Annotated in this window: 23 protein-coding genes; 8 read left to right on the top strand and 15 right to left on the bottom strand. The window is 36.4% G+C overall.

The window, feature by feature from the left end; translation table 11 throughout:
* Nucleotides 1–13: 13 nt before the first annotated feature.
* From AC13EX_RS10025 to serA, 5 genes are all read right to left on the bottom strand, one after another.
* Nucleotides 14–1,273 (bottom strand): competence/damage-inducible protein A, encoded by a 1,260-nt coding sequence (locus AC13EX_RS10025; RefSeq protein ID WP_482892563.1) that lies wholly within the window; start codon nt 1,271–1,273, stop codon nt 14–16.
* A gap of 102 nt (nt 1,274–1,375) precedes the next feature.
* On the bottom strand, nt 1,376–1,879 hold the full coding sequence (locus tag AC13EX_RS10020; protein ID WP_482892562.1) for a dihydrofolate reductase: 504 nt from the start codon (nt 1,877–1,879) through the stop codon (nt 1,376–1,378).
* A 23-nt stretch (nt 1,880–1,902) separates the two neighbouring features.
* The gene (locus AC13EX_RS10015; RefSeq protein WP_048642597.1) at nt 1,903–2,859 is read right to left on the bottom strand and encodes a DUF4412 domain-containing protein; all 957 of its coding nucleotides are present in this window, start codon (nt 2,857–2,859) and stop codon (nt 1,903–1,905) included.
* A gap of 82 nt (nt 2,860–2,941) precedes the next feature.
* Nucleotides 2,942–3,865: a universal stress protein gene (locus AC13EX_RS10010; RefSeq protein ID WP_482892561.1), complete on the bottom strand. Its 924-nt coding sequence runs from the start codon at nt 3,863–3,865 to the stop codon at nt 2,942–2,944.
* A gap of 658 nt (nt 3,866–4,523) precedes the next feature.
* A complete protein-coding gene (gene serA, locus AC13EX_RS10005; protein WP_482892560.1) occupies nt 4,524–6,416 on the bottom strand; it encodes a phosphoglycerate dehydrogenase in 1,893 nt (630 codons plus the stop codon).
* A 264-nt stretch (nt 6,417–6,680) separates the two neighbouring features.
* Between serA and AC13EX_RS10000 the strand changes: the two genes are divergently transcribed.
* Both AC13EX_RS10000 and AC13EX_RS09995 read left to right on the top strand, forming a co-directional pair.
* A complete protein-coding gene (locus AC13EX_RS10000; protein ID WP_048642600.1) occupies nt 6,681–6,884 on the top strand; it encodes a hypothetical protein in 204 nt (67 codons plus the stop codon).
* Between the two features lie 17 nt (nt 6,885–6,901).
* A complete protein-coding gene (locus tag AC13EX_RS09995; RefSeq protein WP_339713930.1) occupies nt 6,902–7,285 on the top strand; it encodes a DUF983 domain-containing protein in 384 nt (127 codons plus the stop codon).
* A 245-nt stretch (nt 7,286–7,530) separates the two neighbouring features.
* Here AC13EX_RS09995 and AC13EX_RS09990 read toward each other — a convergent pair whose 3' ends face one another.
* On the bottom strand, nt 7,531–8,418 hold the full coding sequence (locus AC13EX_RS09990; RefSeq protein WP_482892559.1) for a class I SAM-dependent methyltransferase: 888 nt from the start codon (nt 8,416–8,418) through the stop codon (nt 7,531–7,533).
* A gap of 147 nt (nt 8,419–8,565) precedes the next feature.
* Nucleotides 8,566–9,966 (bottom strand): O-antigen ligase domain-containing protein, encoded by a 1,401-nt coding sequence (locus AC13EX_RS09985; RefSeq protein ID WP_482892558.1) that lies wholly within the window; start codon nt 9,964–9,966, stop codon nt 8,566–8,568.
* Nucleotides 9,967–10,527: 561 nt separating this feature from the next.
* On the opposite strand from AC13EX_RS09985, the gene AC13EX_RS09980 reads away from it, so the two are divergent.
* Genes AC13EX_RS09980 through AC13EX_RS09960 form a run of 5 tightly spaced genes read left to right on the top strand, consistent with a single transcriptional unit; the run spans nt 10,528 to nt 16,710 of the window.
* Complete coding sequence (locus AC13EX_RS09980) at nt 10,528–11,205, top strand: TetR/AcrR family transcriptional regulator (RefSeq protein WP_482892557.1); 678 nt, start codon at nt 10,528–10,530, stop codon at nt 11,203–11,205.
* Nucleotides 11,198–12,910 carry a peptidase domain-containing ABC transporter gene (locus tag AC13EX_RS09975; protein WP_339713941.1) on the top strand — a complete coding sequence of 571 codons (1,713 nt, stop codon included), beginning with the start codon at nt 11,198–11,200 and terminating at the stop codon, nt 12,908–12,910. The genes AC13EX_RS09980 and AC13EX_RS09975 overlap by 8 nt, the downstream gene beginning before the upstream one ends.
* 4 nt (nt 12,911–12,914) lie before the next feature.
* Nucleotides 12,915–14,270 carry an HlyD family secretion protein gene (locus AC13EX_RS09970; RefSeq protein ID WP_482892556.1) on the top strand — a complete coding sequence of 452 codons (1,356 nt, stop codon included), beginning with the start codon at nt 12,915–12,917 and terminating at the stop codon, nt 14,268–14,270.
* Complete coding sequence (locus tag AC13EX_RS09965) at nt 14,267–15,664, top strand: TolC family protein (protein WP_482892555.1); 1,398 nt, start codon at nt 14,267–14,269, stop codon at nt 15,662–15,664. Before AC13EX_RS09970 ends, AC13EX_RS09965 begins: the two co-directional genes overlap by 4 nt.
* Nucleotides 15,665–15,669: 5 nt before the next feature.
* On the top strand, nt 15,670–16,710 hold the full coding sequence (locus AC13EX_RS09960) for a phosphatase domain-containing protein (RefSeq protein WP_482892554.1): 1,041 nt from the start codon (nt 15,670–15,672) through the stop codon (nt 16,708–16,710).
* A gap of 239 nt (nt 16,711–16,949) precedes the next feature.
* Here AC13EX_RS09960 and AC13EX_RS09955 read toward each other — a convergent pair whose 3' ends face one another.
* The 3 genes from AC13EX_RS09955 to AC13EX_RS09945 all read right to left on the bottom strand — a co-directional run bounded on the left by AC13EX_RS09955 (nt 16,950) and on the right by AC13EX_RS09945 (nt 19,699).
* Nucleotides 16,950–17,324, bottom strand: a complete 375-nt coding sequence (locus tag AC13EX_RS09955; protein ID WP_048642607.1) for a response regulator — start codon at nt 17,322–17,324, stop codon at nt 16,950–16,952.
* A 413-nt stretch (nt 17,325–17,737) separates the two neighbouring features.
* Complete coding sequence (gene groL / locus AC13EX_RS09950) at nt 17,738–19,366, bottom strand: chaperonin GroEL (RefSeq protein WP_048642608.1); 1,629 nt, start codon at nt 19,364–19,366, stop codon at nt 17,738–17,740.
* A 54-nt stretch (nt 19,367–19,420) separates the two neighbouring features.
* Nucleotides 19,421–19,699, bottom strand: coding sequence for a co-chaperone GroES (locus tag AC13EX_RS09945; RefSeq protein WP_014021059.1), 279 nt, complete (start codon nt 19,697–19,699; stop codon nt 19,421–19,423).
* A gap of 228 nt (nt 19,700–19,927) precedes the next feature.
* Here AC13EX_RS09945 and AC13EX_RS09940 point away from each other — a divergent pair, with 228 nt between their 5' ends.
* The gene (locus tag AC13EX_RS09940; RefSeq protein ID WP_482892553.1) at nt 19,928–20,638 is read left to right on the top strand and encodes a hypothetical protein; all 711 of its coding nucleotides are present in this window, start codon (nt 19,928–19,930) and stop codon (nt 20,636–20,638) included.
* A gap of 85 nt (nt 20,639–20,723) precedes the next feature.
* Here AC13EX_RS09940 and AC13EX_RS09935 read toward each other — a convergent pair whose 3' ends face one another.
* From AC13EX_RS09935 to AC13EX_RS09915, 5 genes are all read right to left on the bottom strand, one after another.
* Nucleotides 20,724–21,701: a sterol desaturase family protein gene (locus tag AC13EX_RS09935; protein ID WP_048642610.1), complete on the bottom strand. Its 978-nt coding sequence runs from the start codon at nt 21,699–21,701 to the stop codon at nt 20,724–20,726.
* 158 nt (nt 21,702–21,859) lie between these two features.
* Nucleotides 21,860–22,228, bottom strand: coding sequence for a preprotein translocase subunit SecG (gene secG, locus AC13EX_RS09930; RefSeq protein WP_482892552.1), 369 nt, complete (start codon nt 22,226–22,228; stop codon nt 21,860–21,862).
* 14 nt (nt 22,229–22,242) lie between these two features.
* Nucleotides 22,243–23,112 (bottom strand): hypothetical protein, encoded by an 870-nt coding sequence (locus AC13EX_RS09925; RefSeq protein WP_482892551.1) that lies wholly within the window; start codon nt 23,110–23,112, stop codon nt 22,243–22,245.
* 41 nt (nt 23,113–23,153) lie between these two features.
* Nucleotides 23,154–23,687, bottom strand: a complete 534-nt coding sequence (gene lptE, locus AC13EX_RS09920) for an LPS assembly lipoprotein LptE (protein ID WP_482892550.1) — start codon at nt 23,685–23,687, stop codon at nt 23,154–23,156.
* Nucleotides 23,674–24,987: a sigma-54 interaction domain-containing protein gene (locus AC13EX_RS09915; RefSeq protein ID WP_048642614.1), complete on the bottom strand. Its 1,314-nt coding sequence runs from the start codon at nt 24,985–24,987 to the stop codon at nt 23,674–23,676. Before AC13EX_RS09915 ends, lptE begins: the two co-directional genes overlap by 14 nt.
* Nucleotides 24,988–24,990 lie beyond the last annotated feature (3 nt).

The raw sequence follows: 24,990 nt of genomic DNA, 5'->3' as shown, positions 1-24,990 counted from the left end.
AAACCCCTAAATTTTATTTTCTATTCTGTAATATTGTCTCCCTCAATAAGTTTAAAGAAGCCGTGCTTGTTAACTGAATATTGATCAATCGGTCTTTTGTGAGCTGCAACTTGCGTGTCAGGCATTTTTCACCATCATGGCAAGCAATCCAAACAAGACCAACGGGTTTTTCCTTACTTCCACCTCCAGGGCCGGCGACACCACTTGTGGCAAGCCCATAAGTAGACTTAAATTTAAGCCTAACTTGCTTGCTCATTTCAATTACTGTGTCCTCGCTTACTGCTCCTTTTGTAGATAAGGTAACAGGGTCTACATCAAGCAAGTTTTCCTTAAATGCATTGTGATATGGTATAATTCCTCCATTGTAATAGTTACTTGCTCCCGGTATACTTGTTACCACATGAGATAAATAGCCTCCTGTACAACTTTCGGCTATAGCTATGTTTTCATTATTTTGAATCAAGGTTTGACCTATTGCTGAAGCGATTGTGTCAGTATTAAATCCATAAATGTACTTAGAAATTAATGGCTCCAATTTGTCAATTTCCTCATCTACTTCTTTTACAATTAGATCAAAAGAATTACCAAACCCTGTCAGTCTAAGTTTTACCTCTCCCAAGGATGGTAAATAAGCCAAACGTATGTGTGAAGGTAGTTGCTCCTCCCATTCAGAAATTATATCTGACAACCAACTTTCACCTATTCCAATGGTTTTTATTACCTTATGGTAGATTACAGGTAGTTTATATTTTTCTTTTATTTTAGGTATTACTGCGTTTTCCATGAGGTATTTCATCTCATGAGGCACACCTGGCATTGACATCCATACGGATTTATATTCTTCAAACCACATTCCTGGAGCTGTTCCTACTGCATTTTGAATATAGGTGCAGTTGGAAGGAAGGTATGCCTGACTTCGGTTTGTTGGGGACAATTCACGACCCCTGCTTTCAAAAAAATGGCGGACATCTTCAAGTGCATCAGGAAAAAGTTTCATTGATGAATTGAAAAATTCTGCCAATACATTTTTGGTTAGGTCGTCTTTGGTAGGTCCTAAGCCACCTGTCATCAAAATAATATCGGCTTTCTTTGATGCTAATTTAAAGGCTTGAATCATGGCCTCCGGATCATCTCCAATGGTAGTTTTTCGTATGACTCTAACACCAATTTTATCCATTTCTTCACTCAACCATTTGCTATTAGTGTCGAGGATTTGGCCATAAAGTAATTCATCACCTATGGATATGATTTCTGCTGTAACAGGTTTATGCATTTGACACGGATTTAACCTTTTGTAAATTCAAAATTAATTGTTTCCTATCAGTAATGTTTAATAAAGGGCGAAATTTATAACTCAATTAATGAAATTCGCTCATTAAGCATCATCTTTTCTCTTATAGGTGACAAACGAATAGTTGAATGGGTTTTTTGTGTCTTTGGAATGGCTGCTTTTTTCAGTAATTGTCCAGTCCTGATGGTTGAAATCCGGGAAAAAGGTGTCTGCTTCCGGTTCTGCTTCTATTTCTGTAATGATCATTTCTTGGCAAAAAGGTAAAGCCAATTTGTAAATTTCAGCTCCGCCTAAAATATAGATTTTATCAAGGTTCTTCTGTTTTGCTATGGTCAAGCCTGCTTCCAAGCTATGTACTACTTCATGACCTTCAGGAACCCTATAATTGGTATTACTGCTGATTACAATGTGTGTTCTGCCGGGAAGAGGGTTTTTCAAGGATTCAAAGGTTTTTCTCCCCATTATCACATAATGACCCGAAGTTACATTTTTAAAATGTTTAAGGTCTGCAGGAAGCCTCCAGGGTAAATCGCCTTTTAGGCCTATGGCATTGTTGGTAGCTTTGGCTACTATAATAGATACGATCAATTTCCGTGTTTGAATTTAAAGAATTAATTAGCGGCCTTCATTGGGTTTGGAAAGTCTGCCAAATCAAATTTTGTAGGTTTAGAATTGTCAATTTTTACTATTTTCATTTCTGAGGTATTACCCTCCTTTTTGTCTTTAAAGGTCATTTCCATGATGTTTCCTTCAGGAAAACTGCCATAAAAAGTACTGTTTTGTTCCTTCATTTTTTTGGTTACAAAGGGACTGTTTTTACTCCAAAACCCTTCTAGCCCTTCTATAGGGTCTTTGCTTATCCAATAGCTGCCTTCCGAATCCTCAGAAGTCATACTATATTCCTCGCAGGTGTAACCTAGAATGTCCTTGGTATTGCCTGTTTTTTCAAATGAGGCATTTTCAATTGGATTGTTGTCAGTACTTTCCGAATAGTTCTCCATCATTCCTCCCCAGTCCATTCCAAATGCCATGCTGGATTTTTCTTCGTCATTTTCCACCAATATAATGGTAGCTTTATTTTTATGATCCATTATAATAACGGATTTTTCATTTTTATTCTTTTGGTCTGGATCAATAAATTCCATCCCATAATAATTGGGGTTGTCAGATAAAAAGGAATTGAATATCACTGGATCTTCTTCTTTTCCTTTTTCATTTGTACTCTTGATTTCCATTATGGCCACCCCTGAAAAGCTGTATTCGCTTTCTGTGTCGACATTCATGTTGATTGAGCCCATCACCTTACTGAAATCATAAGAAGGATTGTCAGTAGATCCCTGCCCATTTTCGGAATCACCATTGTTATCACCGTCCCCGTAAAGGTTTCTAAAAGTTTTTTCTAATTGCCTCTGAGTTGCTTTTTCTACTTCTTTCTCTACGGTTTTTTCTACGGCTCTAGATACCCCATCAGATGCTGCTTTTTTTAGTTTTCTTAATAACTGGGATTGGGCATCAAGGTTAAAAAAAGACAAAGCGATTATTAGTAGGAATAATGACTTTAGTTTCATAATGTATTCAATTATTGGAATAGTATAAAGTTAGGAATTATTCATAAAAAGTCCTAAACAATATTTTTTTGTATGTGAAAACCTAAATTTCAAGTATGTATTCAATAATTCCTGCATTTTTACCTTTAGGTCTTGTAACCAATAGAGGGACTTTATTATTGATTTGAATTAGACGTTCAGCCAAACTGCCAATGAATAGAGCTGTAGCTGCGGTTCTTCCTTTAGCTCCGATGATGATAATGCTAGCCTCTATTTCTTTTGCCTTATTTAGGATGTCTACCACTGGATCATCGTCCTCATCTCTGGTGTAAAGCGGTGTAATCGTATGCCCTTTGGTGTCAATTTTACGAATGAATTTTTTGTAGTTTACCTGAGCATGCATTAGCATGATTTCACTAAACTCCTCGTATGATTTTCCTGTAAAATGATATCCCGATGGTACCGAGTAGACATTCTGACAAACTATTTCGGATTTACCATCGTTTTTTTCAGTGATTTCAATGGCTTCCTCAAGAGCATCTTTGGAATAATCTGAAAAATCACTAGGAACAAGAATTTTTTTAACTTTCGGCTGACTATTTTCTGGAACAATTAGAAGAGAACAAGAAGCTCTTCTTGCCAATCGTTGTGTGATTACTCCTGAGCCTGGAATAGTTGTCTTTTTACCTACAAGTATTAAGTCGGCCGATTTCTCATTGGCTAATTTGAGTACCTTTTTTGAAAGTTGTCCTTCTCTGACGATGAAAGCAGTACTGATATTAAACTCAGGATCTTGATTTTCTTTTACGACCTGTTTCATTTGGCTTTTTCGCTCCTCAACCATATTGTCAATTAGGTTTGGGAACTCAGCCAAAACATCTTTAGGTATACTAAGGTTTCTAATGATATTTGTAAAATAGATTTTCTTGGATTGGTTGCTCTTTGCTATAAATGTGGCAAATTTTACCAGAGTTTTGTCCATCTCTGATTGATCAAGACAAACAATGATTTTTTTGATTTGATACATTATTTAAAATAATTAAAGATTCTATGTAAAAGCTGTCTAACCATTTTTGTGCGTTGTAAGCTATACGTGCCTACGATTTTTAAATTAGTAAAATAATTTCTTATTACAATTTTTTGGTTTCTCTTTTTGAGAGGGGAGGAAAGGATATTTTAAATTTATTTTTTTTAATCCTTTTTAAAGAATTACATTCTCACTGCTTCATGTAATTGTATGTAAATCAGTTTATTTGAGGATTAGGCTTAAGCCTGCTAATCCTTGGGGGTAATTACGTAAAAGTCTTTGATTTTGAGGTAGTTCAGTTGTGAAATATAAAGGAATTAATAAGTTTCTGGTATTGTCAATATTGCTTTGTGAATTTTAAATACAAGAAGAAGGGGTTTGAGGTTTCCTCATATTGATTGTATATTTGCATTGTGGTTCGGGTCAGCGACATGTTCAAACTTCACAATTGATTAATATACCGAGTGAAGTACATTTTCAAAACCAGGCCTCATCTTCCATTTGGAAGACCTCGTACCTTTTTAGGTGCAGGATAACAGTGGAAGGTTGCGAGAAAGGTGCAGCTCAAATCTTGTTTTACCGGAGGTTTGTAACACTCCATGATTCGGGCCATATTTTAAGGGGACTGCTTGTCAGCCCCCTTATTTTTTTGTTCTTCTTAATACAGTACTCTGAATCTTATTGTACCATTTATTGCCTTCAGCTCATCTATAACCTTGCTACTATAAGCTTTGTCAATATCTGTAATTACATAGCCGATTTTTTCGTTTGTTTTGAGATATTGCCCTACAATATTGATGTCGTAATCAGCTAAAATTTTATTGATCCTTGCCATTATACCTGGCTCATTCAAGTGAATGTGAATCAGTCTGTGTGCATCATGTAAAAATGGAAGTTGGATGTTAGGGAAATTCACACTATTGTAAGTATTACCAGTATTGATGTATTCAATAATCTTTCCCGGAACAAATTGAGCAATGTTCTGCTGCGCCTCCAAGGTGCTTCCTCCTATATGTGGTGTAAGGATAGTGTTTGGTAAACCTTTTAATTCAGATTCGAATGGCTCTGAATTGTTTTTTGGTTCTTTTGGAAACACATCAATACCTGCACCAGCAAGATGACCTGAAGTCAACGCTTCACGAAGTGCAGCTACATCAACCACATGGCCTCTACTTAAATTAATTAAATAGGCGCCTTTCTTCATTTTGGCTATCTTTTCTTTATCAATCAAAAGCTCATTCTCTTTTCTTCCATCTACATGGAGGGAAATGACATCACAGGATTCAAGTAATTCATCCAATGAATCTACTTTTGTCGCATTGCCTAAAGCTAGTCTTTCTATTACATCATAATAATAAACATTCAAGCCCATATTCTCAGCTAAAACAGACAATTGAGAACCAATATTACCGTAGCCTATTATGCCTAATTTTTTGCCTCTGATCTCAAAACTACCGTTCGCGCTTTTGTCCCATTTTCCCTGGTGCATACTGGTTGTTTTGTCAACCATTCCACGCATTAGGAAGATTATTTCTGCAATAGCAAGTTCTACAACTGATCGAGTATTGCTAAATGGTGCATTGAACACGGCTATTCCTTTCTCTTGACAAGTTTCCAAGTCTATTTGATTGGTTCCTATGCAAAAAGCGCCAATTGAAATCAATCTATTGGCATTTTCCAATACCTTTTTGGTAACCTGCGTTTTGGATCGTATACCTAGTACCGATACCTTTTTTATTTTTTCTGCAAGCTCATCCTCTGAAAGCGCAGAGCTGATCACTTCTACATTGTAACCTTCCGCTTTCATAAGTTCAACGCCAATCGGATGTACATTTTCCAATAATAAAACGTTGATACGACTTTTTGGGTAAGAAAACTTTTTATTCAATTTGTTCACATATAAAATTTCGTCCAAACTTGGCGCAATGTGATCCGCTTTTGAAGAAACGGAAGGACGATGAATGTTTTCAGTAAAAGCATAAAACTTATTGGCTACCCCTGATGCCTTGATCTCATAGTCTGTATAACCATCACCAATGACATAAATGTCTCCGGACAAGTTCAACCTCTTTATTGTATCTGGTTTGCCATTATTTTGAGATAGTGGATTCTTCTTATTGAAGCCCGTAATCTTTCCAGACTCATCGTATTCAAACTCATTTGCAAATACATTTTCAGGTTTGATCCCGAAGCTTGTAACAATAGGAACTACAAAATCCTTGAAACCATTGGATATTATATAAATATCTTCCCTGTTCTCAAGCAGAAATTCCTTATTCCTTGTAAAGGAATCAGACACCTTTTTCATTAAAACCGAAATCAATTCAGAGATTTGATCCTTGTTGGCATTCAAAATCTCTACCCGTTGGATAAGACTCTCTCTAAAAGTGAGTTTGCCCTCCATTCCTTGATCGGTAATGTCCTTTATTGATTTTAGCTTCTCTTCCTTCGAAGGATCATCCTTCAAGCTAATTTCACCTAAAATATCCAAAGCCTCTACTTTGGTAAAAGTGCTGTCAAAATCAATAATAAACTTTTTGGTACCGGTCATTTTAAAGCATTTTTTTATGAGTTGCAAAATTAATAGATTATCGGGGAATTTGAAGTTATTGATATAAAATAACTCTGCTTCAGTTCTAAAAAAAAAATGACGGACAGGTAATTTGATAATTTCTTTGCCAAAATTTAAGTGGAAATGGTAAAGCTTTTGGATTTCAAGTAAAATTAGAACTTAAAACAAATTAACTTTGAATTCTTCGTGGCTGAAAGCCGAGCGTATTTTGAATAATGATCTTCCTATTTAAATAACTTTTGAATGCCATTAGCAATTGACAATATAAGAGTGGGCCGTGTTTACAAGCTAGTAAATTATGGGGAAATCAGGTTCTTGGAGGTTATGGAAAGAATCGGAAGAGAAAATTTTAAGATGAAAGATTTAGCCACTTTGGAGTATTATGAACTCGAAGAGCTTTTGCGTTGGGGTAAAGGCAAAGATTATGACTTGGACGAAGTCCGGTAATTTTAATTAATAAATTCATGAATGAACAAAGAAGTTTGACTGGAGCCATTTTGAAGGCCAAGTGTCCAAAATGTAGAAAAGGAAATCTTTTCCCTGCTTCAGTTTTTAGTTTTAGAAAATTAAGCCAGATCAATCAATGTTGTCCTAATTGTGGTGTAGAACTTGTACCAGAACCTGACTTTTATTACGGAGCAATGTACATTAGCTATGCCCTTTCGGTTGCCTTGTTTATCAACGTAATGATTGTTCTGAATTACGTTTTTGATGATCCAGACCTTATGGTCTACATCGTGTCCGTCGTTTTCTTTAATATAGCATTGTTGCCTATTATGTTAAGGTATTCTAAAGTCTTGTATCTATATGGCATGGGTAAGATATCCTATGAACCAAACTTGAAATAACTACAACCAAAACTTACAATAGGTTTTGAAATGAGGGGTAATCAGTCGGATGGAGGGAAGGAATAACTTCCATCCGACTGATAATTCATCCAATTTTTATCTCGTCCTCCTTGGTGCTGTTTAATAATTTGAACCCAGATTATGAAATAGGAATTTTTGATTTTTCTTCAGGGGATGTGTTGCAAACACAATAAAATAAAAATGATTGGATATTTCAGCACATAATAGAATTTCTAACCCTTGTTTCAGATTGAAGGTTTTTTCTGGCAAACAATCCATTGATTAATATGAAAAGCATTTTGAATCAACCGATTGAGTTTTTTTGAGAGTGGCATTTTGTAGTTTCTAAGATTACTTATTTTTTCCCCAAGAGAATAGGTATAGTGATCTACTACTTCCAGATCTTCTTGAATACATAAAGAACGGAGTCCTGATTTTGGAAAAATAAAAGTGTGTTCAAGTCCATCGATGACATCTGGAACTTTCAACTGTAATAGATTAATCCACCTGTGCATCCTGTATAGATAACTGGAGATGTCTGGAGTTCCTATTGCTAAAAATCCTCCTGGTTTTAAAATTCTTGACATTTCTTGAACATAAGCTCTTGGATCAAGTACATGTTCGATAACATGTGAAATATGAACAAAATCAAAAAAATTGTCTGGATAGTTGGCTCCCCAAAGGTCACCCTTAAAAGTCTGTATCTTAAAATGATTTTTAACAAATTCCAATGCTCCTTCATCAAATTCCGTAGCATATAGTTCACAATTTAACTGATTTGCTTGTGCCAATCCCAGACCCAAACCACAACCTACATCCAAAAATTTAGATTTTGATTTTAGCATCTTGAGGTGTCTTGTTTCCTTACCAATGTCCTCAGGCTTAATGGTTTTAAAGTACTCATATTGATCCAGTATTATCTTTTTATAATCCATAGCCATATAATGATCTTTTTCATAATAATCATTGTAATAACTATTTAACTCAGCTGCGTCAGCCATTGGGTTGGCAAAAACCAATTTACAAGAGCTGCATTGAACCCTGGAAATATGGGGCCCTCTTCTTTTGGTATCAATGGCATACCCTAAAAGTGATGTGGAATTACAAAGTGGACATTCTTTATGAAGAATCATTTATAGTTAAATTTATTTATTAATAAGGGTAAAAATAGAGAATAACTAAACGCTTAACAATACTTGGATAAGGTGTATTCCTTGATTTTTGCCACAATTTTTCATGTAAACCCAATGCTTCGATTTATTTTGATAGCTGTCTTCTGATTACGAATTACTTTCAACAATACTGTTTTGATTGAAGGAGCAGGAAATGTAGGTTTTTACACTTAAGCCTATCATCCACCAACTTATCCATGATACGAATGCATACAATTCTGCATTGGCGGTAAAAAGTGGTAAAAGCAGTCCCACCTTAGTAGTGGCCCCTATAAATGCTATTCGTGCTAAGTGTGTGTTATCAGCTATTTTAAAGGTTTTGACAGCCGTCCAAATTCCAGTAGCCAATATGGCTGTATAAAGTAGCATCCCTAATACACCAAGTTGAACTCCAAAAATTAAGAACTGATTTTCTCCTCCAATTCTGAGCTCATCCGTCACGGTACTTGCATTTCCACTCGTGGCTAAACCCGAGCCAAGTGGAGCCACTATCATCTGGTCTAATGCCTCAAACCATGCTACAACATGCCCTAAACTGGAGGCATTTTCAAAAGTTAGCGTATCTATAACAAAGTAATAGAGCTCATCTGAAGCAAAGAAAATAATATATGAGACCAAAGACACAAAGAGTGCAATGCCTATTTTGATCAATCCATACAATCTAAAGATGATGGCGATAAAAGACAATTGAATAAAAAAGGAGGCAAAAGATGCCCTGGATGCAGCAAAAAACAGGCTACCAATCGTTGCAAGCATCATAAGAATAAATACCCAGGATTGTTCTCGTTTGGAGGTAAGATAGCCAATAAGGCCAACTGAAAATCCCAATAGGCACGAACTTGCCAATTCCAACGGATTGGAAAAGAAGGAAGCCAACCTCATCCCTGTGGTTTGGGTTTCGAATGACCAGGTGAGCCCGTAATTACCTGAAGGTTCTGTATTATTAATAACGCTATTATACAATGCGTAACCAGTAAGGTTTTGAGAGTGGGTTTGAATTAATGTTTCAAAAATATTTACGCCAAATGCAGCAATAAAAAGGAATATTAAAATCAAAAATAAATTGCGGTATTCACCATCTTTCAGAGTGGTATTTCGTCCGAAAAAGTATAAAAGTCCCATTATAAGCACATTCTTAAAATAAATGGCTTTAGTTATAAAATCGGCGCTACCAATTGGAGCAATAAGAAATACAAAGCAGAGTAGGTAAAATGCTAAAAAAAGCTTGTCAATTAATTGAATTCTAAACGTGTATTCAAATACATTTCTTTGGTAAACCAGCCAGGAGATGCCAGCCAATAAAAGCATCAGCTCCTTTAAATATTGAAAGATATTAACCAATAAAACGGAGCCTGTGGACTGGTAAACAATACTTAGGATTGTAATATAGAAGGGTAGATATAAAATAAAGAAGAAAATCACCCATTCCCATTTGCCCTTGACTACGATTTTATAAACCGCAATCAGAAATAGGGGAATTACATACAGCAATACGAGTAAAAAAAGCACATTAAGAGTAGTTAATTCATAACCAGAGAGGATTGCATCTCAAACTCCTTCCATTCAACACTAAGTATTATTCCAAAGTTGAAGGAAGAATAATGGTCAAAGGTACTCAATTTTCCAATCTGAAATGATCAGTTCGTCACATTTTGAAGTAAACATACAATGGCTTTTATTTGACTTCTGAGGGGTGAGAGATAACAGAAATAGATAAAATAATGCTTGAGTAGAAAAGTTTTCACTTTCACGAAATCCCAAAATTACTCCGCGCAAAATAAGGCTTTTTCAAAAAAGGTGCAAGGGCTAGCTTTGGGAATAGGACACCTTTAACCCGGATTGTTCAATAGGGTTTACTGACATTCTCAGCCTGTCCTGATTTTTCCTCAAGGGAAGTGATTGCTTCAGGTAAATGAAGTTTAATTGCCTTTTTGGGGTTTAAAAAGGAGATCGCCAAATCGTTAATCTGACAGATGTACTTCGGTAATAAGTAATATTTTTTTATAGTTAGTAAAACTTACCTTTAATTAGTTCGTTTAATTGTTGAGTTAGATTTACTATATCTTTATTATGCATCGTATATTAAACAATACCATAATCCCAGTCAAACCGGGAATTTTCATTAAAGATCCTCTGAGTTCAGATTTAGGAAAAAAAATTTTAGAAGAAAGCCTGTCCTTAATAGACGAGCTAGGAATGGAGTCTTTTAATTTTAAAAGACTTTCATTACAGGTAAATAGCACTGAAGCAGCTATTTATAGGTATTTTGAAAACAAGCACAAACTATTGCTTTACTATATTGATTGGTATTGGGGCTGGCTTGAGCACAACTTGGTCTATGGTACTGCCAATATGGAAAGTCCGAAAGAAAAGATCAAAATGGCAATAAAACTGCTGGTTGAAGGTCCGGTCTTTAATGAAAATTTATATCTAAACATTAGTTTACTCAGAAAGGTTGTTACCGAAGAATCGAATAAGGCTTTTATGACCAAGGATGTGGACAATGAAAATAGCAGTGGGTATTTTAACCAGTTTTATAATTTTAGTGAAAGGTTAATCCAGATCTTTAATGAATTAAACCCCAATCACCCCTTCCCCAAGGCATTTGTCTCAACATTGATCTGGTCCTCTGTTTTAAATACCTACTGTTCCAAGCATATGCCAAATCTGATCGAGGATAAGTTTAAAGGTCAACCTAAGCTTGAATTTTATTATAATTTGGTTTTTAATTCTCTTAAAAATGGATGAAAGTTTAATTAATACGCCCCTAAAGCGTTTTTTCAGTCTTTTAAAGAGTGAAAAAAGAGAGATTTACGCCATATATTTTTATGCCGTTCTCAATGGTCTCGTTTCCCTATCCCTACCTCTAGGAATCCAGGCTATTCTAAATTTTATTTTGGGAGGAAGACTTACCACCTCATGGGTGATCCTTGTAATCATTGTGGCACTAGGAGTTATATTTGGTGGTTATCTACAAGTTAGTCAGCTTTATTTATCCGAAAAATTACAGCAACGTGTATTTAGTAAATCGGCAATTGAATTTGCTTATCGACTTCCAAGGTTAAAAATGGAGTCTTTAAGGGGGGAATATGCTCCTGAATTGGTCAATCGATTTTTCGATACCATAAATTTGCAAAAAGGATTATCCAAATTACTAATAGATTTTAGTACAGCTTCCTTGCAAGTCTTTTTTGGGTTGATTTTGTTGGCCATTTACCATCCGTTTTTCATTATTTTCTCATTGGTTTTGATTCTTACCATTTACTTGATTTTCAGGTTTACAAGTCCAAAAGGAATGAAGACTAGTTTGAAAGAATCCTCTGCTAAATATGAAATAGCATATTGGTTGGAAGAAATTGCCAGGACATTAGAAACATTTAAGCTGTCAGGTTATTCTCCATTGCCTTTCAATCGAGTGGATCAATTGGTGAAAAAATATGTCACTTTCAGAAATTCTCATTTTGCAGTGCTGATTTTTCAGTTTAAGGTATTAATTGCCTTTAAGGTGCTTATTGTTGTCATTCTTCTGGTGGCAGGGAGTTTATTGTTAATGAACAATGAGATCAGTATAGGTCAATTTGTTGCAGCAGAAATAATCATAGTTTTGATTATCAATTCTGTTGAGAAAATCATACTTAGCTTAGAAACGGTATATGACACGCTTACTGCTACCGAAAAATTAGGGTTGATAATGGATATGGATCTGGAGAGAGCTTCAGGTAAGGTTAATGCTTTAAATGAAGAGATGTCCGGTTTGTCCTATGTTTTTAAAAACGTTACTTATAACTCTAGAGATAATGCTGCTCCTATATTGAATCAGATTGATTTGGAAATTAGAGGAGGTGAAAAAATAATCATTACTGGAGAAAGCGGCGCTGGTAAAAGCACCCTTTTACAAATCATGGCCGGGTTGATAGAAGATTTCCAAGGTAATGTAATTGTCAATAAGTTGCCCATCGACACCTTGTCTTTGGAGAAATTAAGGTCCTTAATAGGTGATAGTTTGTCAAGACAATCGGTTTTTCATGGCACAATTAGGGAGAACATAACTGTGGGAAATGAGGGTGTTTCAGAGAGCATGTTAAGAGAAGTTTTAGAGGTTGTTGGATTGAACGAATACATATATAAACTTAAAGATGACCTTGAAACTACCCTTTTACCAGAAGGTAAAAATCTTAGTAACGCTCAAATAAGTAAAATAATTTTGGCCAGAAGCCTGTGTTTCTCTCCAAAATTATTATTGCTTGAAGAAGAGCTTAATTACCTGAACAAGGAAGAATCTGACAGGGTTTTTGATTTTATTTTCTCAGGCCCCTGGACCATGGTAATGGTTTCTACTCAAGATTCAATTTTGCAAAGAGCGGATAAAATAGTGGCCATGAAGTCTGGGGAGATTGCTTTTAAAGGTGATTACCTTAGCTATAAAAATTACAGCAAGCAGAATAAACGTTAAATCCATGTTAAACATTTCTAGAAATTCGATCAAAGAATTAATTGATCTCAATTCCTTTGACAGTTATCGGTTGACCGTATCAAGCAATCAGAGCCGAAGAAGGATAAGGATTTTATTGTATCTATTGATGGCTGGTTTTGTCTTTCTTTTCTTGCCATGGACTCAAAACTTCAGATCAAAAGGTACATTGACAGCGCTAAAACCTGAGCACAGGCCACAAACCATACATTCCATTATTCCTGGAAGAATTGAGCAGTGGTATGTTCAAGAAGGTGATTTTGTGGCTAAAGGAGACACTATTCTTTACCTCTCGGAAGTTAAGGAACAGTATATGGACCCTGATTTACTCAATAGAACACAATTGCAAGTAGATGCAAAGGAGCTTTCTGTAAAATCCTATGAAGCAAAGATCAATGCTCAAGAACAACAACTTTCTGCTTTAGAAAGAAATAACAAATTGAGAAAAGAACAGGCACAAAATAAGCTAAAACAAGCAAATTTAAAGGTGTTGTCCGATAGTATAATGTTGGAAGCAGAAAAGGTCAACTTTATGGTTGCCGAAAAGCAGTTCCAAAGGATGGAAAAGCTGTATGAGGAAGGCTTGAAATCTCTTACTGATCTGGAAGCAAGGAAAATTAAACTTCAGGAAGCCCAAGCAAAAGCATTGAGTGCGGAGAATAAATTGCTTGGAAGCAGGAATGAATACATATCTGCTACTATAGAGTTGAATGCCATTGATAATGATTTCAGGGACAAATTGGCCAAAGTTAATTCAGAAAGGTTCTCGGCGCTTTCTGGTCAATATGATGCTGAGGCTGGTGTCAATAAATTAAAGAATGAATTGACCAACTATACCGTAAGGTCGGGCATGTATTATGTATTGGCTCCTCAGTCGGGATACATCACAAAAGCCATACAGGTAGGGATAGGTGAAACCATTAAAGAGGGTGCAGAAATAATAAGCATTATGCCTCAAAATTATTCCCTGGCAGTAGAGATTTATGTTGATCCAATAGATCTGCCATTAGTTAAAATAGACAGTAAAATCAGATTCATTTTTGATGGTTGGCCGGCGATTGTGTTTTCGGGGTGGCCAGAATTGTCAAATGGCACGTTTGGAGGAAAGGTAATTGCCATTGACAACTTTACTAGCACTAATAATAAGTACAGGGTATTGGTAGTTCCTGATCCAGATGAAGAACCATGGCCTGAGGCTTTAAGAATTGGAGCAGGAGCAGATGGAATCGCATTGCTTAACGATGTTCCTGTTTGGTACGAAATATGGCGTCAAATGAACGGGTTCCCACCAGATTATTATACCCTTCAAGAGGCTAAGGAAATGAAAAAACAAGCAAAATGAAACAGAGCATTGGTTTACTTGGACTATTATTTGCATTCGTACTGACTCCGCTTAGCGCCCAGGATAAGCCCCTTACTTTTGACCAGTTCATGATATGGGTGCGACAATACCATCCGGTAATAAAGCAAGCTGACTTGTATTTGGAGTTTGGAAAGCAAGAAGTTCGGAAAGCAAGAGGAGGCTTTGATCCCTATCTGTATGGTAGTATTGATGAAAAGCAATACCAGGAAAAGCAATATTATAACAAACGTGAAGGAGGGGTGCTAATTCCAACAGTAGGAGGGGTAGAGTTTCAAGGGATTGTGGAAAATAATAGGGGAACCTACCTTAATCCAGAACAAAATGTTCCTAGTAATGGACTTTATGCTGTAGGCGCAGCAGTGAATGTGGGTAATGGTTTGTTGATTGACAAACGCAGGGCAGCACTTCAACAGGCGAAAATTTACAATTTGGCCTCCATTGAAGAAAGGAGGCTTAGTTTGATTAACCTTTATTATGAAGCCACTGTTGCATATTGGAAATGGGCTGGGGCTTATGCAGACTTGAAGGTACATGAGGAAGGGTTAAGGTTAGCAAAGGTCAGGTTTGAAGGGGTGATAGGCCGTTTTGAGCAAGGAGATCTTCCGGCCATCGATACAGTAGAAGCTTATACCCAAGTATTGAATAGAAGTATTAAATTTCAAAAAGCAGGCTATGAGTTTTTCTCAAGTACACAGGAATTGAATGTTTACCTATGGGATGAAGAGGAAAGACCTATAAATCTTGAAGCTTTAGCTGTGCCTGAGCCGCTTTTTAGTTTGCCATTTCAGGAATTAAATAAGGACTTCTATAGTGAGGCTTTACTAGACCATCCTGAATTGCGCTTAATTGATTACGACCTTGATTACCTAGATGTTGAGCGCAGGTATAAGGCGGAGCAGCTAAAGCCTAAAATCAAGCTTAAATATAATTTTTTAACAGAAACCTTTGGAGGGATGCAGCAGCTTGGTTTTTTAGAGAATAATTATAAATTCGGAATTCAGGTGGCAACTCCTTTGTTATTAAGAAAGGAAAGAGGAGATCTGGGATTGACAAAGACAAAAATAGCAGATGTAAATTATAAAAGAGATTTAAAATTCGAGCAATTGAGTGCAAAGCTCAGGAAGTTCTTCAATGAATACCAAGTTTTAGATCAGCAGTTAAAAATATTTTCACAAAACGTAAAAGGGCTGGAAAATTTATTGAAAGGAGAAAGAATTAAATTTGAACTAGGGGAGAGTTCCTTGTTTTTAATCAATGCCAGAGAGACGAGTCTGTTTGATTCCCATTTAGTCAATAATTCCCTTTATGTAGACTTAAATATTGCCTTTTCAAAGGTGAGATCTGCGGCTGGCCTAGGATTTGAGGACTTTTAAATAATATGAAGCAGATTTATCTATTCAGAGGGTTGACTTGGCCGTTCCGTTATTTTTTTTCGATACTTAAGAGAAAGTTGGGAAAACTTGATCTTTTGCGTGTTGAGGTTTTTGTGGTGCTAGGTAATTCTTCTCACCTTTTTGTTAAGGGTAGGGTGATCGAAGCTTACAAACAAAGTAGGCCTTCAGATAAGCACAATACCTTGCATAATATTTTGGCAACTTTAAGAAGGTATGCTGGGAGCAGTGTTCCGGATGCGAAGGTCGAATTGAGAATTGCTGGACTTAATAAACAATTGGTCACGGATGAAGAAGGTGTTTTTGAGGGTCTGTATGACATAGATGAAAAAACCTCTGAATCTACAAAAACAGTCCAATTTTCATTGTTGGCCGATGAGGGGCTTAAGCCAGAAGTTCCATCTATAACCAAAGAGATTTTGAGATTTCAAAAGAATTATCCACATGGAATAATTTCAGATATAGACGATACCATCATTGTTTCTAAGGCCACCAATATTCAGGAAAAGTTTTGGTTGTCCGTCTCTAAAAATGCCTATACAAGGAGACCACTTCCAGGAGTAAGTGAGTTTTACCGATTATTATCAGCAAATGCTCAGTATCCAGTATTTTATGTTTCCAGTAGTGATTGGAATCTCTTTGACCTGATCCAGGATTTTTTGAAATATAGGGAGATTCCGGTAGGTCCTATATTATTAAAAGATAGGCATATGGATTTGAAAAATATTTGGAAGTCTGGAGGGGGCAGCCATAAGCATAAAGTTGAAAAGATATCTTTTCTGATGGATTTTTATCCAAACTTGAATTTTGTTCTTTTAGGAGACAGCGGTCAGCATGATCCTGAAATTTATGCCGAAATAATTAGCAAGTATAAACATAGGATAGAGGCTGTGTACATTAGGCAGGTCGGAACCAAAGATCCTATAAGAGAGGAGGAATTGAATAAATTGCTACCCAGTAATAAAATCGTATGGATTAAAAACTCCACAGAGGCTATTGAGCATGCAAAAGTACATTTGGTTCATTGAGTCTAAGTTGTATCCAGGGACATCCAGATCTACGGGGTACTGCAACCATTCCCATGGGAATTCAAGCCAGCATAGATAGCTACAACTTTATCGTAAATTGCTGCGGTATGCTGAAATTGTAAATACATCAGCAAGCAAAAGATTTTCGAACATTGTTATTTTTCGGGTTAAAATTAGGGAAGAGCTTTCAGAAGGTAAATCAGTTTATCATTTTAACCTGAGGGCGAAAATAAATAGCTTTAAAGTAGCGACTCTAATTTTTCGTGGGTGAGTGGTTTTTCAATAAACCCACTTACAAAGGGAAACTCTTTTGATTTTTGCCGATCCTGGAAGTCAATAGAGCTTGATAGCATTATGATACGATCGTTCCTGCCATTTTCAAGTTCCAGATACTGGCTTAAAAAATCCCAACCATTCATTACAGGCATGTTAATATCGACAAGAATCAATAACCTTTTTTCCAAGTTTGGATCTTTCAGGTATTGTAATGCGACCTCAGCCTCTAAAAATTCGATGGTCTTAGGTGATAAATTTAATTTGTTGATTAACCGTTTATTGATCAGATTGTTTATTGGGTCATCATCAATTAAAACAATTAAATCGAATGGATACATTTATATTTAAATAAAAACTTTTCTCTCTCTCGTTCTCTTACGACTGAAATTTAACATTATAATTCCACTATTAAAATAAAGTCTTAAATTTTTGCTGGTTTGAATGTATTTAAATTTCAACTAATGAGTCAGGATCAGGATATGTGTCAAAGTAAAACAATGCGGAAAAATTTCTCGATTTCATTCTCCAAATGAGGTAACCGCAAGAATATAAGGCCATTTGATGACAGGCTTTTAGGTTTTGCTATTGCAATCCCTTGTAAGTTTCAGGTAGAACTATAAGAAACAACTTTTAATTGCTTAGGAGATGGTTTTATTCTATAATCAAATGTTTAAAGCTAAAACTGGATAAAATTGAATAAAAAAAAGGGAAGCCATTATGGCTTCCCTTTTCAGCGTTTTATGCGAATGGATTACATCATTCCACCCATTCCTCCGCCACCCATTGGTGGGCCTGCAGGAGATTCTTCTTTAATGTCAGCTACTACACATTCAGTAGTAAGCAATAAGGCAGCGATTGATGCAGCATTCTCTAATGCAAGACGTGTTACTTTAGTTGGATCAATTACACCAGCTTTGAACAAGTCTTCATATTTGTCAGTTCTAGCATTGTAACCATAATCTCCTTTAGAGTCTTTGATTCTGTTGATAACTACAGAACCTTCTCCTCCTGAATTGGAAACGATTGTTCTCAAAGGAGCTTCAACAGCCTGCTTGATGATGTTGATACCTGTATCTTCATCTTCATTAAGACCTTTAAGTTTGTCAAGTGCTACAGAAGCTCTGATTAGGGCAACTCCACCACCTACTACTACGCCTTCTTGTACAGCAGCTCTGGTTGCATGAAGTGCATCATCAACTCTGTCTTTTTTCTCTTTCATTTCTACTTCAGTGGCAGCACCTATGTAAAGGATAGCAACTCCACCAGATAGCTTAGCTAATCTTTCTTGAAGTTTTTCACGGTCGTAGTCAGAAGTAGTTTTTTCTATCTGAGATTTGATCTCGTTGATTCTAGCTTCGATTGAAGCTTTTTCACCAGCACCATTAACGATGGTAGTGTTGTCTTTATCGATATTGATTTTCTCTGCAGTACCTAGGTAATCTACAGTTACATTCTCAAGCTTGTAACCTCTTTCTTCCGAAATAACAGTACCACCTGTAAGCGTAGCGATGTCTTCTAACATGGCTTTTCTTCTGTCTCCGAAACCTGGAGCTTTAACAGCGGCAACTTTCAGTGCACCTCTGATTTTGTTCACTACCAATGTAGCTAGCGCTTCTCCATCAACATCTTCAGCGATGATCAACAATGGTCGGCCTGATTGAGCAACTGGTTCTAAAACTGGAAGCAATTCTTTCATTGCAGAAATCTTCTTATCATAGATAAGAATGTAAGGATTTTCCAATTCAGCTTCCATCTTCTCAGTATTGGTAGTGAAGTACGGAGAAAGATATCCTCTGTCAAATTGCATACCTTCAACAGTTCTTACTTCTGTTTCAGTACCTTTTGCTTCCTCGACAGTGATAACACCGTCTTTACCTACTTTCTGCATAGCGTCAGCTATCATCTTGCCGATTTCCTCGTCATTGTTTGCAGAAATGGTTCCTACCTGTGCGATTTCTTTAGAAGTAGAGATTTCTTTAGATGCAGCTCTTAATTCTGCAACGATAGCTTCTACAGCTTTGTCAATACCTCTTTTAAGGTCCATTGGGTTGGCACCTGCAGCTACGTTTTTAATACCTACAGAAAAAATTGACTGGGTCAATACTGTGGCTGTGGTAGTACCGTCACCAGCATCATCAGCAGTTTTGGAAGCCACTTCTTTTACCAATTGAGCCCCCATGTTTTCTATAGCGTCTTCTAATTCAATTTCTTTAGCTACAGTTACACCATCTTTAGTTATACTTGGAGCGCCAAATTTTTTGTCCAAAATTACATTTCTGCCTTTTGGACCTAATGTTACCTTTACTGCATCAGCTAGGGCGTCAACTCCTTTTTTAAGGCGATCCCTTGCGTCGGTATTGAAAAATAATTCCTTAGCCATTTTTTTAAACTTTTTTGAGTTTTAATTAATTAAACTTGATTATAGGATCTTTAATTATAAGATAGCGAAAATGTCAGCTTCTCTCATGATCAAATAATCAGCACCTTCCACAGATAGCTCGGTGCCAGCGTACTTACCATACAAAACAGTGTCACCTACTTTTACGGTTAATGGCTCATCTTTTTTGCCATTACCTACAGCTACTACTGTACCTTTTTGTGGTTTTTCTTTGGCGGTATCAGGGATATAAAGGCCTGAAGCCGTTTTTTCTTCTGCGGCAGCGGGTTCTACCAAAACCCTGTCTGCTAGAGGTTGGATGTTAACTTTAGACATGTGATTTAGTTATTTTTAAAGTTTGATTTCTGTAATACAAAATCCTTATTTACACTTTCTGTGCCAATCGTGATATTTACATTTTTACTGACATAAAGTCTTATTTATTCTTCAATACTGACAGGTTAGACCAGACTATTATTTAGTTAGCCTGTCAATTTTACTGTGAAGAATTGGTAATTATGTCATATTTACGTACTTTATCTTTATGATTTAAAAAGATAAATTATGGGAAAACTATCGGATAATTGGATCTCTGAAGGCTGGGTTGATTTCGAGTATAAGAAATACCTTCTTTTGGCCTATTTACAAGATGTTGAAAAGGATTTTAAATCCGTAAAACTTTATCCTCCGCTGGCTGAACTTATTCACCACTATCAAAAACTTGAAAACCTTGATAAAACAAGAAATGAGTTGAAATCGGGGTTTCCTAAAGAGGTTGATAAGGTGGACTTGAAGAAGTTAACCATTACTTATAAAGATAAAACCAATGAGGATGAAGTAATGAAACAAATGGGGGAGATCATCTCCTATGCTTTACCTCAAATCAAAAAACAAATAGAGGAAGGAAAGAGCATTTATGAATTTATTGAGGATCAATTAGAAATAGAGCCTGTTGGACTTTCTGCTCTTTACCAAAAAGAAGGCTATGCCTTAGTGTCCAATGGAAACTCGAAGGACATCTTGGTTTATCGCTACAAAATTGACCTTTTTCAAAATAGTCTGGATAAATATAGAGGGATAGTGTTATGGTTTGTTGCCGCCTTCAGGAAAAGCCTCAACAATACCTGTAACCGCATTAAACTCGATCTGATCAAGAACTTTACAGATCTGCCCAATCCATCTACCTGGCGCATTTATTCCAAACAAGATGTACCCTTACAGGAAAGTTTGTTGCCCATTAGTAAGCGTTTATTACTAAGGAATATATCCGTTTAATAAAAAAGGGGAGATCAAGTCTCCCCTTTTTTATTATGATTTTATTTTAACCTGCAATAGGAAGACCCTATTGGATAAGCCAAGATTAGTCTTCTTTTTTCAGTAGCGAATTTTCATTCGAGACCAATATAGGGGTAGGGCTAGTGGTAGATGGCGCTTTTGGTTTAGCGTTTTCTTTTTCCATTTGTTCCCTGATTTCGCGGTTTTTAATGACCTCATCTCCAGGTTTTCCAAATAGAATCTGATACACCTCTTTGCCATCTTTGGCCTTTCTAATGTCTTTTACAATGTCTGCCCATTCATGAAATACCAAATAAATTGGGTTGTAGGAAGTTACCGGCTTGGTAATACCATATGTAGGTCTTTCTTCTTCGGCTTTAAATGTTCCAAAAATCCTGTCCCAAATAATGAAGGTAGAACCGTAATTTTTATCTAAATAATGAGCGTCGCTTCCGTGGTGAACCCTATGATGGGAAGGAGTTACAAAGAAGTATTCAATTGGCTTAGGTAGCTTTTTGATGTATTCGGTGTGGATCCAGAATTGATACAATACGGCTACCTGATGACAAATAAAGAAAACGAATGGGTTAAATCCCATTAACATCACCGGTACAAAAAAGATAATCTTTATATGCTGAGTCCATCCTAAGCGAAAGGAAACAGAAAAATTATATTTTGCGGAGTTATGGTGTGTAATGTGTGTTGCCCACCAAAATCGTTGTTCATGAGTAACCCTATGTGCCCAATACCTGGCAAGATCAATAGCGAAGAAACAAAATATAAATGACCACCAGGTAGCAGGGATTTTCCATGGAACAATGTTCCAGCAAAACAGTGCTACACCAAATGTAAAGGCTTTAATTAAGGCACTAATACCTACATTTACGAGCCCAATTGTAGAGGCAGCCAAGAAATCTTTTTTATCGTAAGTATCTTTTTTTTGATATAAGCTGATGCCCCATTCTATAAACACCAACAGAAACATCACAGGAGCAGCCCATAAAATGACATTAGGCCATTTGTCTGCGCCTAAGTCTTCCATACTTAAATGATTTTCAAACATAGATATAAACTTTGTTGTTTTTTTAAGGATTTTAAAATGACAATTTAATCATATTCCAGCGCTTCTTCAATCTTTACTAACTTAAATAATATTAAAATTTAAAATAAAAAAGGCCTGTTGATTTTCAACAGGCCTTTTTTTATGTGTTTTATTTGCTGTTACTCTTCAGTATCTGGTGTGGCTTCTACTGGAGCCTCTTCTGCATTTTCATCAGAAGGCAGAATAGATTCGTTGTCAGATGAAGGAGTTAGAATTTGCTTTTGAGCATTTTCTACATTTGGAGAAGAAAATCCTGAAGAACTACTGCTCTCATGAAATGCGGAAGAACCCAAAGACAAGGCCAGAATAGCAATGGCTAAAACCCAAGTAGCTTTCTCTAAAATATTACCGGTTTTAGTTACACCCATGATTTGTGAGGCACTGCCACCAAAAGCTGCTCCTGCACCTCCTTTAGAATTTTGACCTAGAATGACCAAAATCAATAAGACGGCCAAAACGATAATGATACTGATGATTACTACAAACATGCTTGTTATTTATTTTATTCTTTTAATTTCTCAATTTGATCTGCAAAGTAAGTCCTTTTCTTTGGAAACTTCAATATTAATTTTTGATATATTTCTATTGCCTCATTTATTTTATTTTGTTTGACCAATAATTTGGCGTATGATTCGGACAGCATGGTGTGATTTAAATGGGTGCTTTGCTCCGACAAATCTGGAAGCTCTACCGTTTCATCCATTTTCTCTTTTGTCAAACGGATGGGTTTTTCTTCGAAATTATCAATTAATTCTTGCTGGGTTTTTTTGGCCTTTTTTGCTTCTGGCTTTTTGACTTTTTTACGAGGGGAATCCGTTGAAGCATTTACTTCTTCATTTCCCTCCTCTGGGGTGTCCTTTTTTTTTAGATTTTCAGAATTATTTTGATTGTTCGAGGTTGTTTTTTTTATTTTTTTCAGATTTTCCTCCAACCGCCTGAGTATTTCATCTCTTTTAGGTCTGGAAATGTTTTCAGTAAGCGTTTGTTCAGAAGTATTTACTCCTTCAGTTGGCACAGGTGTTTCTTTTGCCTTGATTTCATTCTCAAGCTTATTTTGAACAGGAATGTCTTCCAGTTCTTTTTCTAGACTTGGTGCCGGAGTGTTTTTTTCTACTTCCGTGGAAACAGGAACTATAGGAGCTGTGCCTGTTAACAAGTGCTTTAATCGTCTTCTTTCAGGACTGACTACAGCAGCCCAATGAAGTAAGGTCTTGGATTCTCCTGAAGCTTTATCCCATTCATATTTTGCAGCAAGTACTTTTGGAACCAAAAAATAAGGGAATTCTTCCTGTAGTTTCAACGCTTTTTTTAAATCAGCATTGTCAAGGTTATCGGCTTTATTGATGAGTTCTAAAAATGCTTGAGCGTTCACAGGGCTAATATTTAAATTTGTTCTTTTAAATTTAACAATTTTTACCAATTGGCAACAGTAGATGTGAAAATATCCTGAATGATACTTTCAAAAATCACTTCTACCAATTCTGTTTCTACCTGCAGTAAAGTAGTGCTTCTTGGGTCATAATCTTGGAAAAAAGAAAAGGATTTTTTCGCATTCTCTTCTTCATTAGCCAAATTGATAAACTCTACTTCTACGCCTATCGTAATGCGCATTTGACCTGCCCTGTCGGGTTGTGTACTGTTAGGGCTGGATACAGTTGCCTGGGGAGTGATCGTGTAGCGGGTTATGGCTCCAAGAAACTGCAAGTCACCATTGTTTTGTATCAACTCCAATTGGGTATTCCGCTGAAAATAGTCCTTCAAGTCCTCAGTGAATAATTGCCCCATGTTGGCCGGGCCCCCTCCTGAATCATTGAAAAAATTGGCTACCGAAAAGGTTTTGGTCACATTGTAATCAAGGGTGGTTCCTGTAAAACTGTATTCAATTTTGCATGAGGCTACTATTAGACTTAAACTTAGTAACCATAATCCTATTTTATTGAATGTCATATTGCTTGATCTTCCTATAAAGCGTTCTTTCAGAGATCCCCAAATCCATAGCAGCATATTTTCTCTTGTTATGGTGTTTTTTTAATGCTTTGGTAATCAGTTCTTTTTCCTTTTTTTCCAAAGAAAGAGAATTGTCATCCTCCTCGTGAATAATATCTTCAATTACGTCCTCTTCGTAATTTTTTCTTGAGATCTCATTGTCTTCTTTTAACTCTTTCTTGGCACTTAAGGATTCCAATACCAAAGGTAAATTTTTCGAAGGGCTTGGGTTGTCCTCATAATGTGTGGTCGATTCCATATCATCAAAAAGGTTCTGGTGCTTCTTCATGATGTTTTGGTCCAGACCGCCCGAATGATAGGACTCTAAGATAAGCTTTTTCAAATCCGTCATGTCCTTTTTCATGTCGAATAAGACCTTATACAAGATTTCTCTTTCAGAAAAATCCGAAAAGGCATCTCCCTTGTCGTTTTTTCCTTGTATAGATGCTGGCAAACTGCTTTTTTCCTTTGGTAAGTATTTGATTAATGTTTCAGCATCTACCTCCCTTTCTTGCTCCAATAACGAAATTTGTTCTGCTAAATTCTTTAATTGTCTGATATTTCCGGGAAAAGGAAATTTGAGTAGCAAATTTCTTGCATCATCTGTAAGCGTAATTGGTCTTACCTGGTATTTTTCAGAAAAATCAGTTGTGAATTTTCTAAATAATAAGGCCACATCATCCTCTCTTTGTCTTAATGGTGGGACAAATATGGGAACTGTATTTAATCGATAATAAAGGTCTTCTCTAAACTTCCCTTTTTCTACGGCTTTCAAAAGGTTAACGTTAGTGGCAGCGATGACCCTAACATCAGTTTTTAAAACCTTTGAGGAGCCTACTTTGATAAACTCACCATTTTCCAGCACACGCAATAGCCTGGCCTGGGTGCCTAAAGGCATTTCTCCGATTTCATCCAGAAACAGTGAACCGCCATCTGTAACTTCAAAATACCCCTTCCTGGCCTCATGAGCTCCGGTAAATGATCCTTTTTCATGACCAAAAAGTTCGGAATCTATCGTTCCTTCAGGTATTGCGCCGCAGTTTATTGCGATAAATTTACCGTGTTTACGTTTGCTAAGCGCATGAATTATTTTTGAAAATGATTCTTTACCACTGCCACTTTCTCCTGTAACCAATACCGTCATTTCAGTAGGAGCAGCCTGCATGGCCACTTGGATGGCGTGGTTTAATAAAGGACTGTTGCCAATTATTCCAAACCTTTGCTTGATGCTTAATATTTCCGAAGGGCTTATAGAGATCATGTT

This window comes from Cyclobacterium sp. L-R (assembly GCF_056859355.1).
This window is presented reverse-complemented; position numbering and strand designations above follow the sequence as displayed.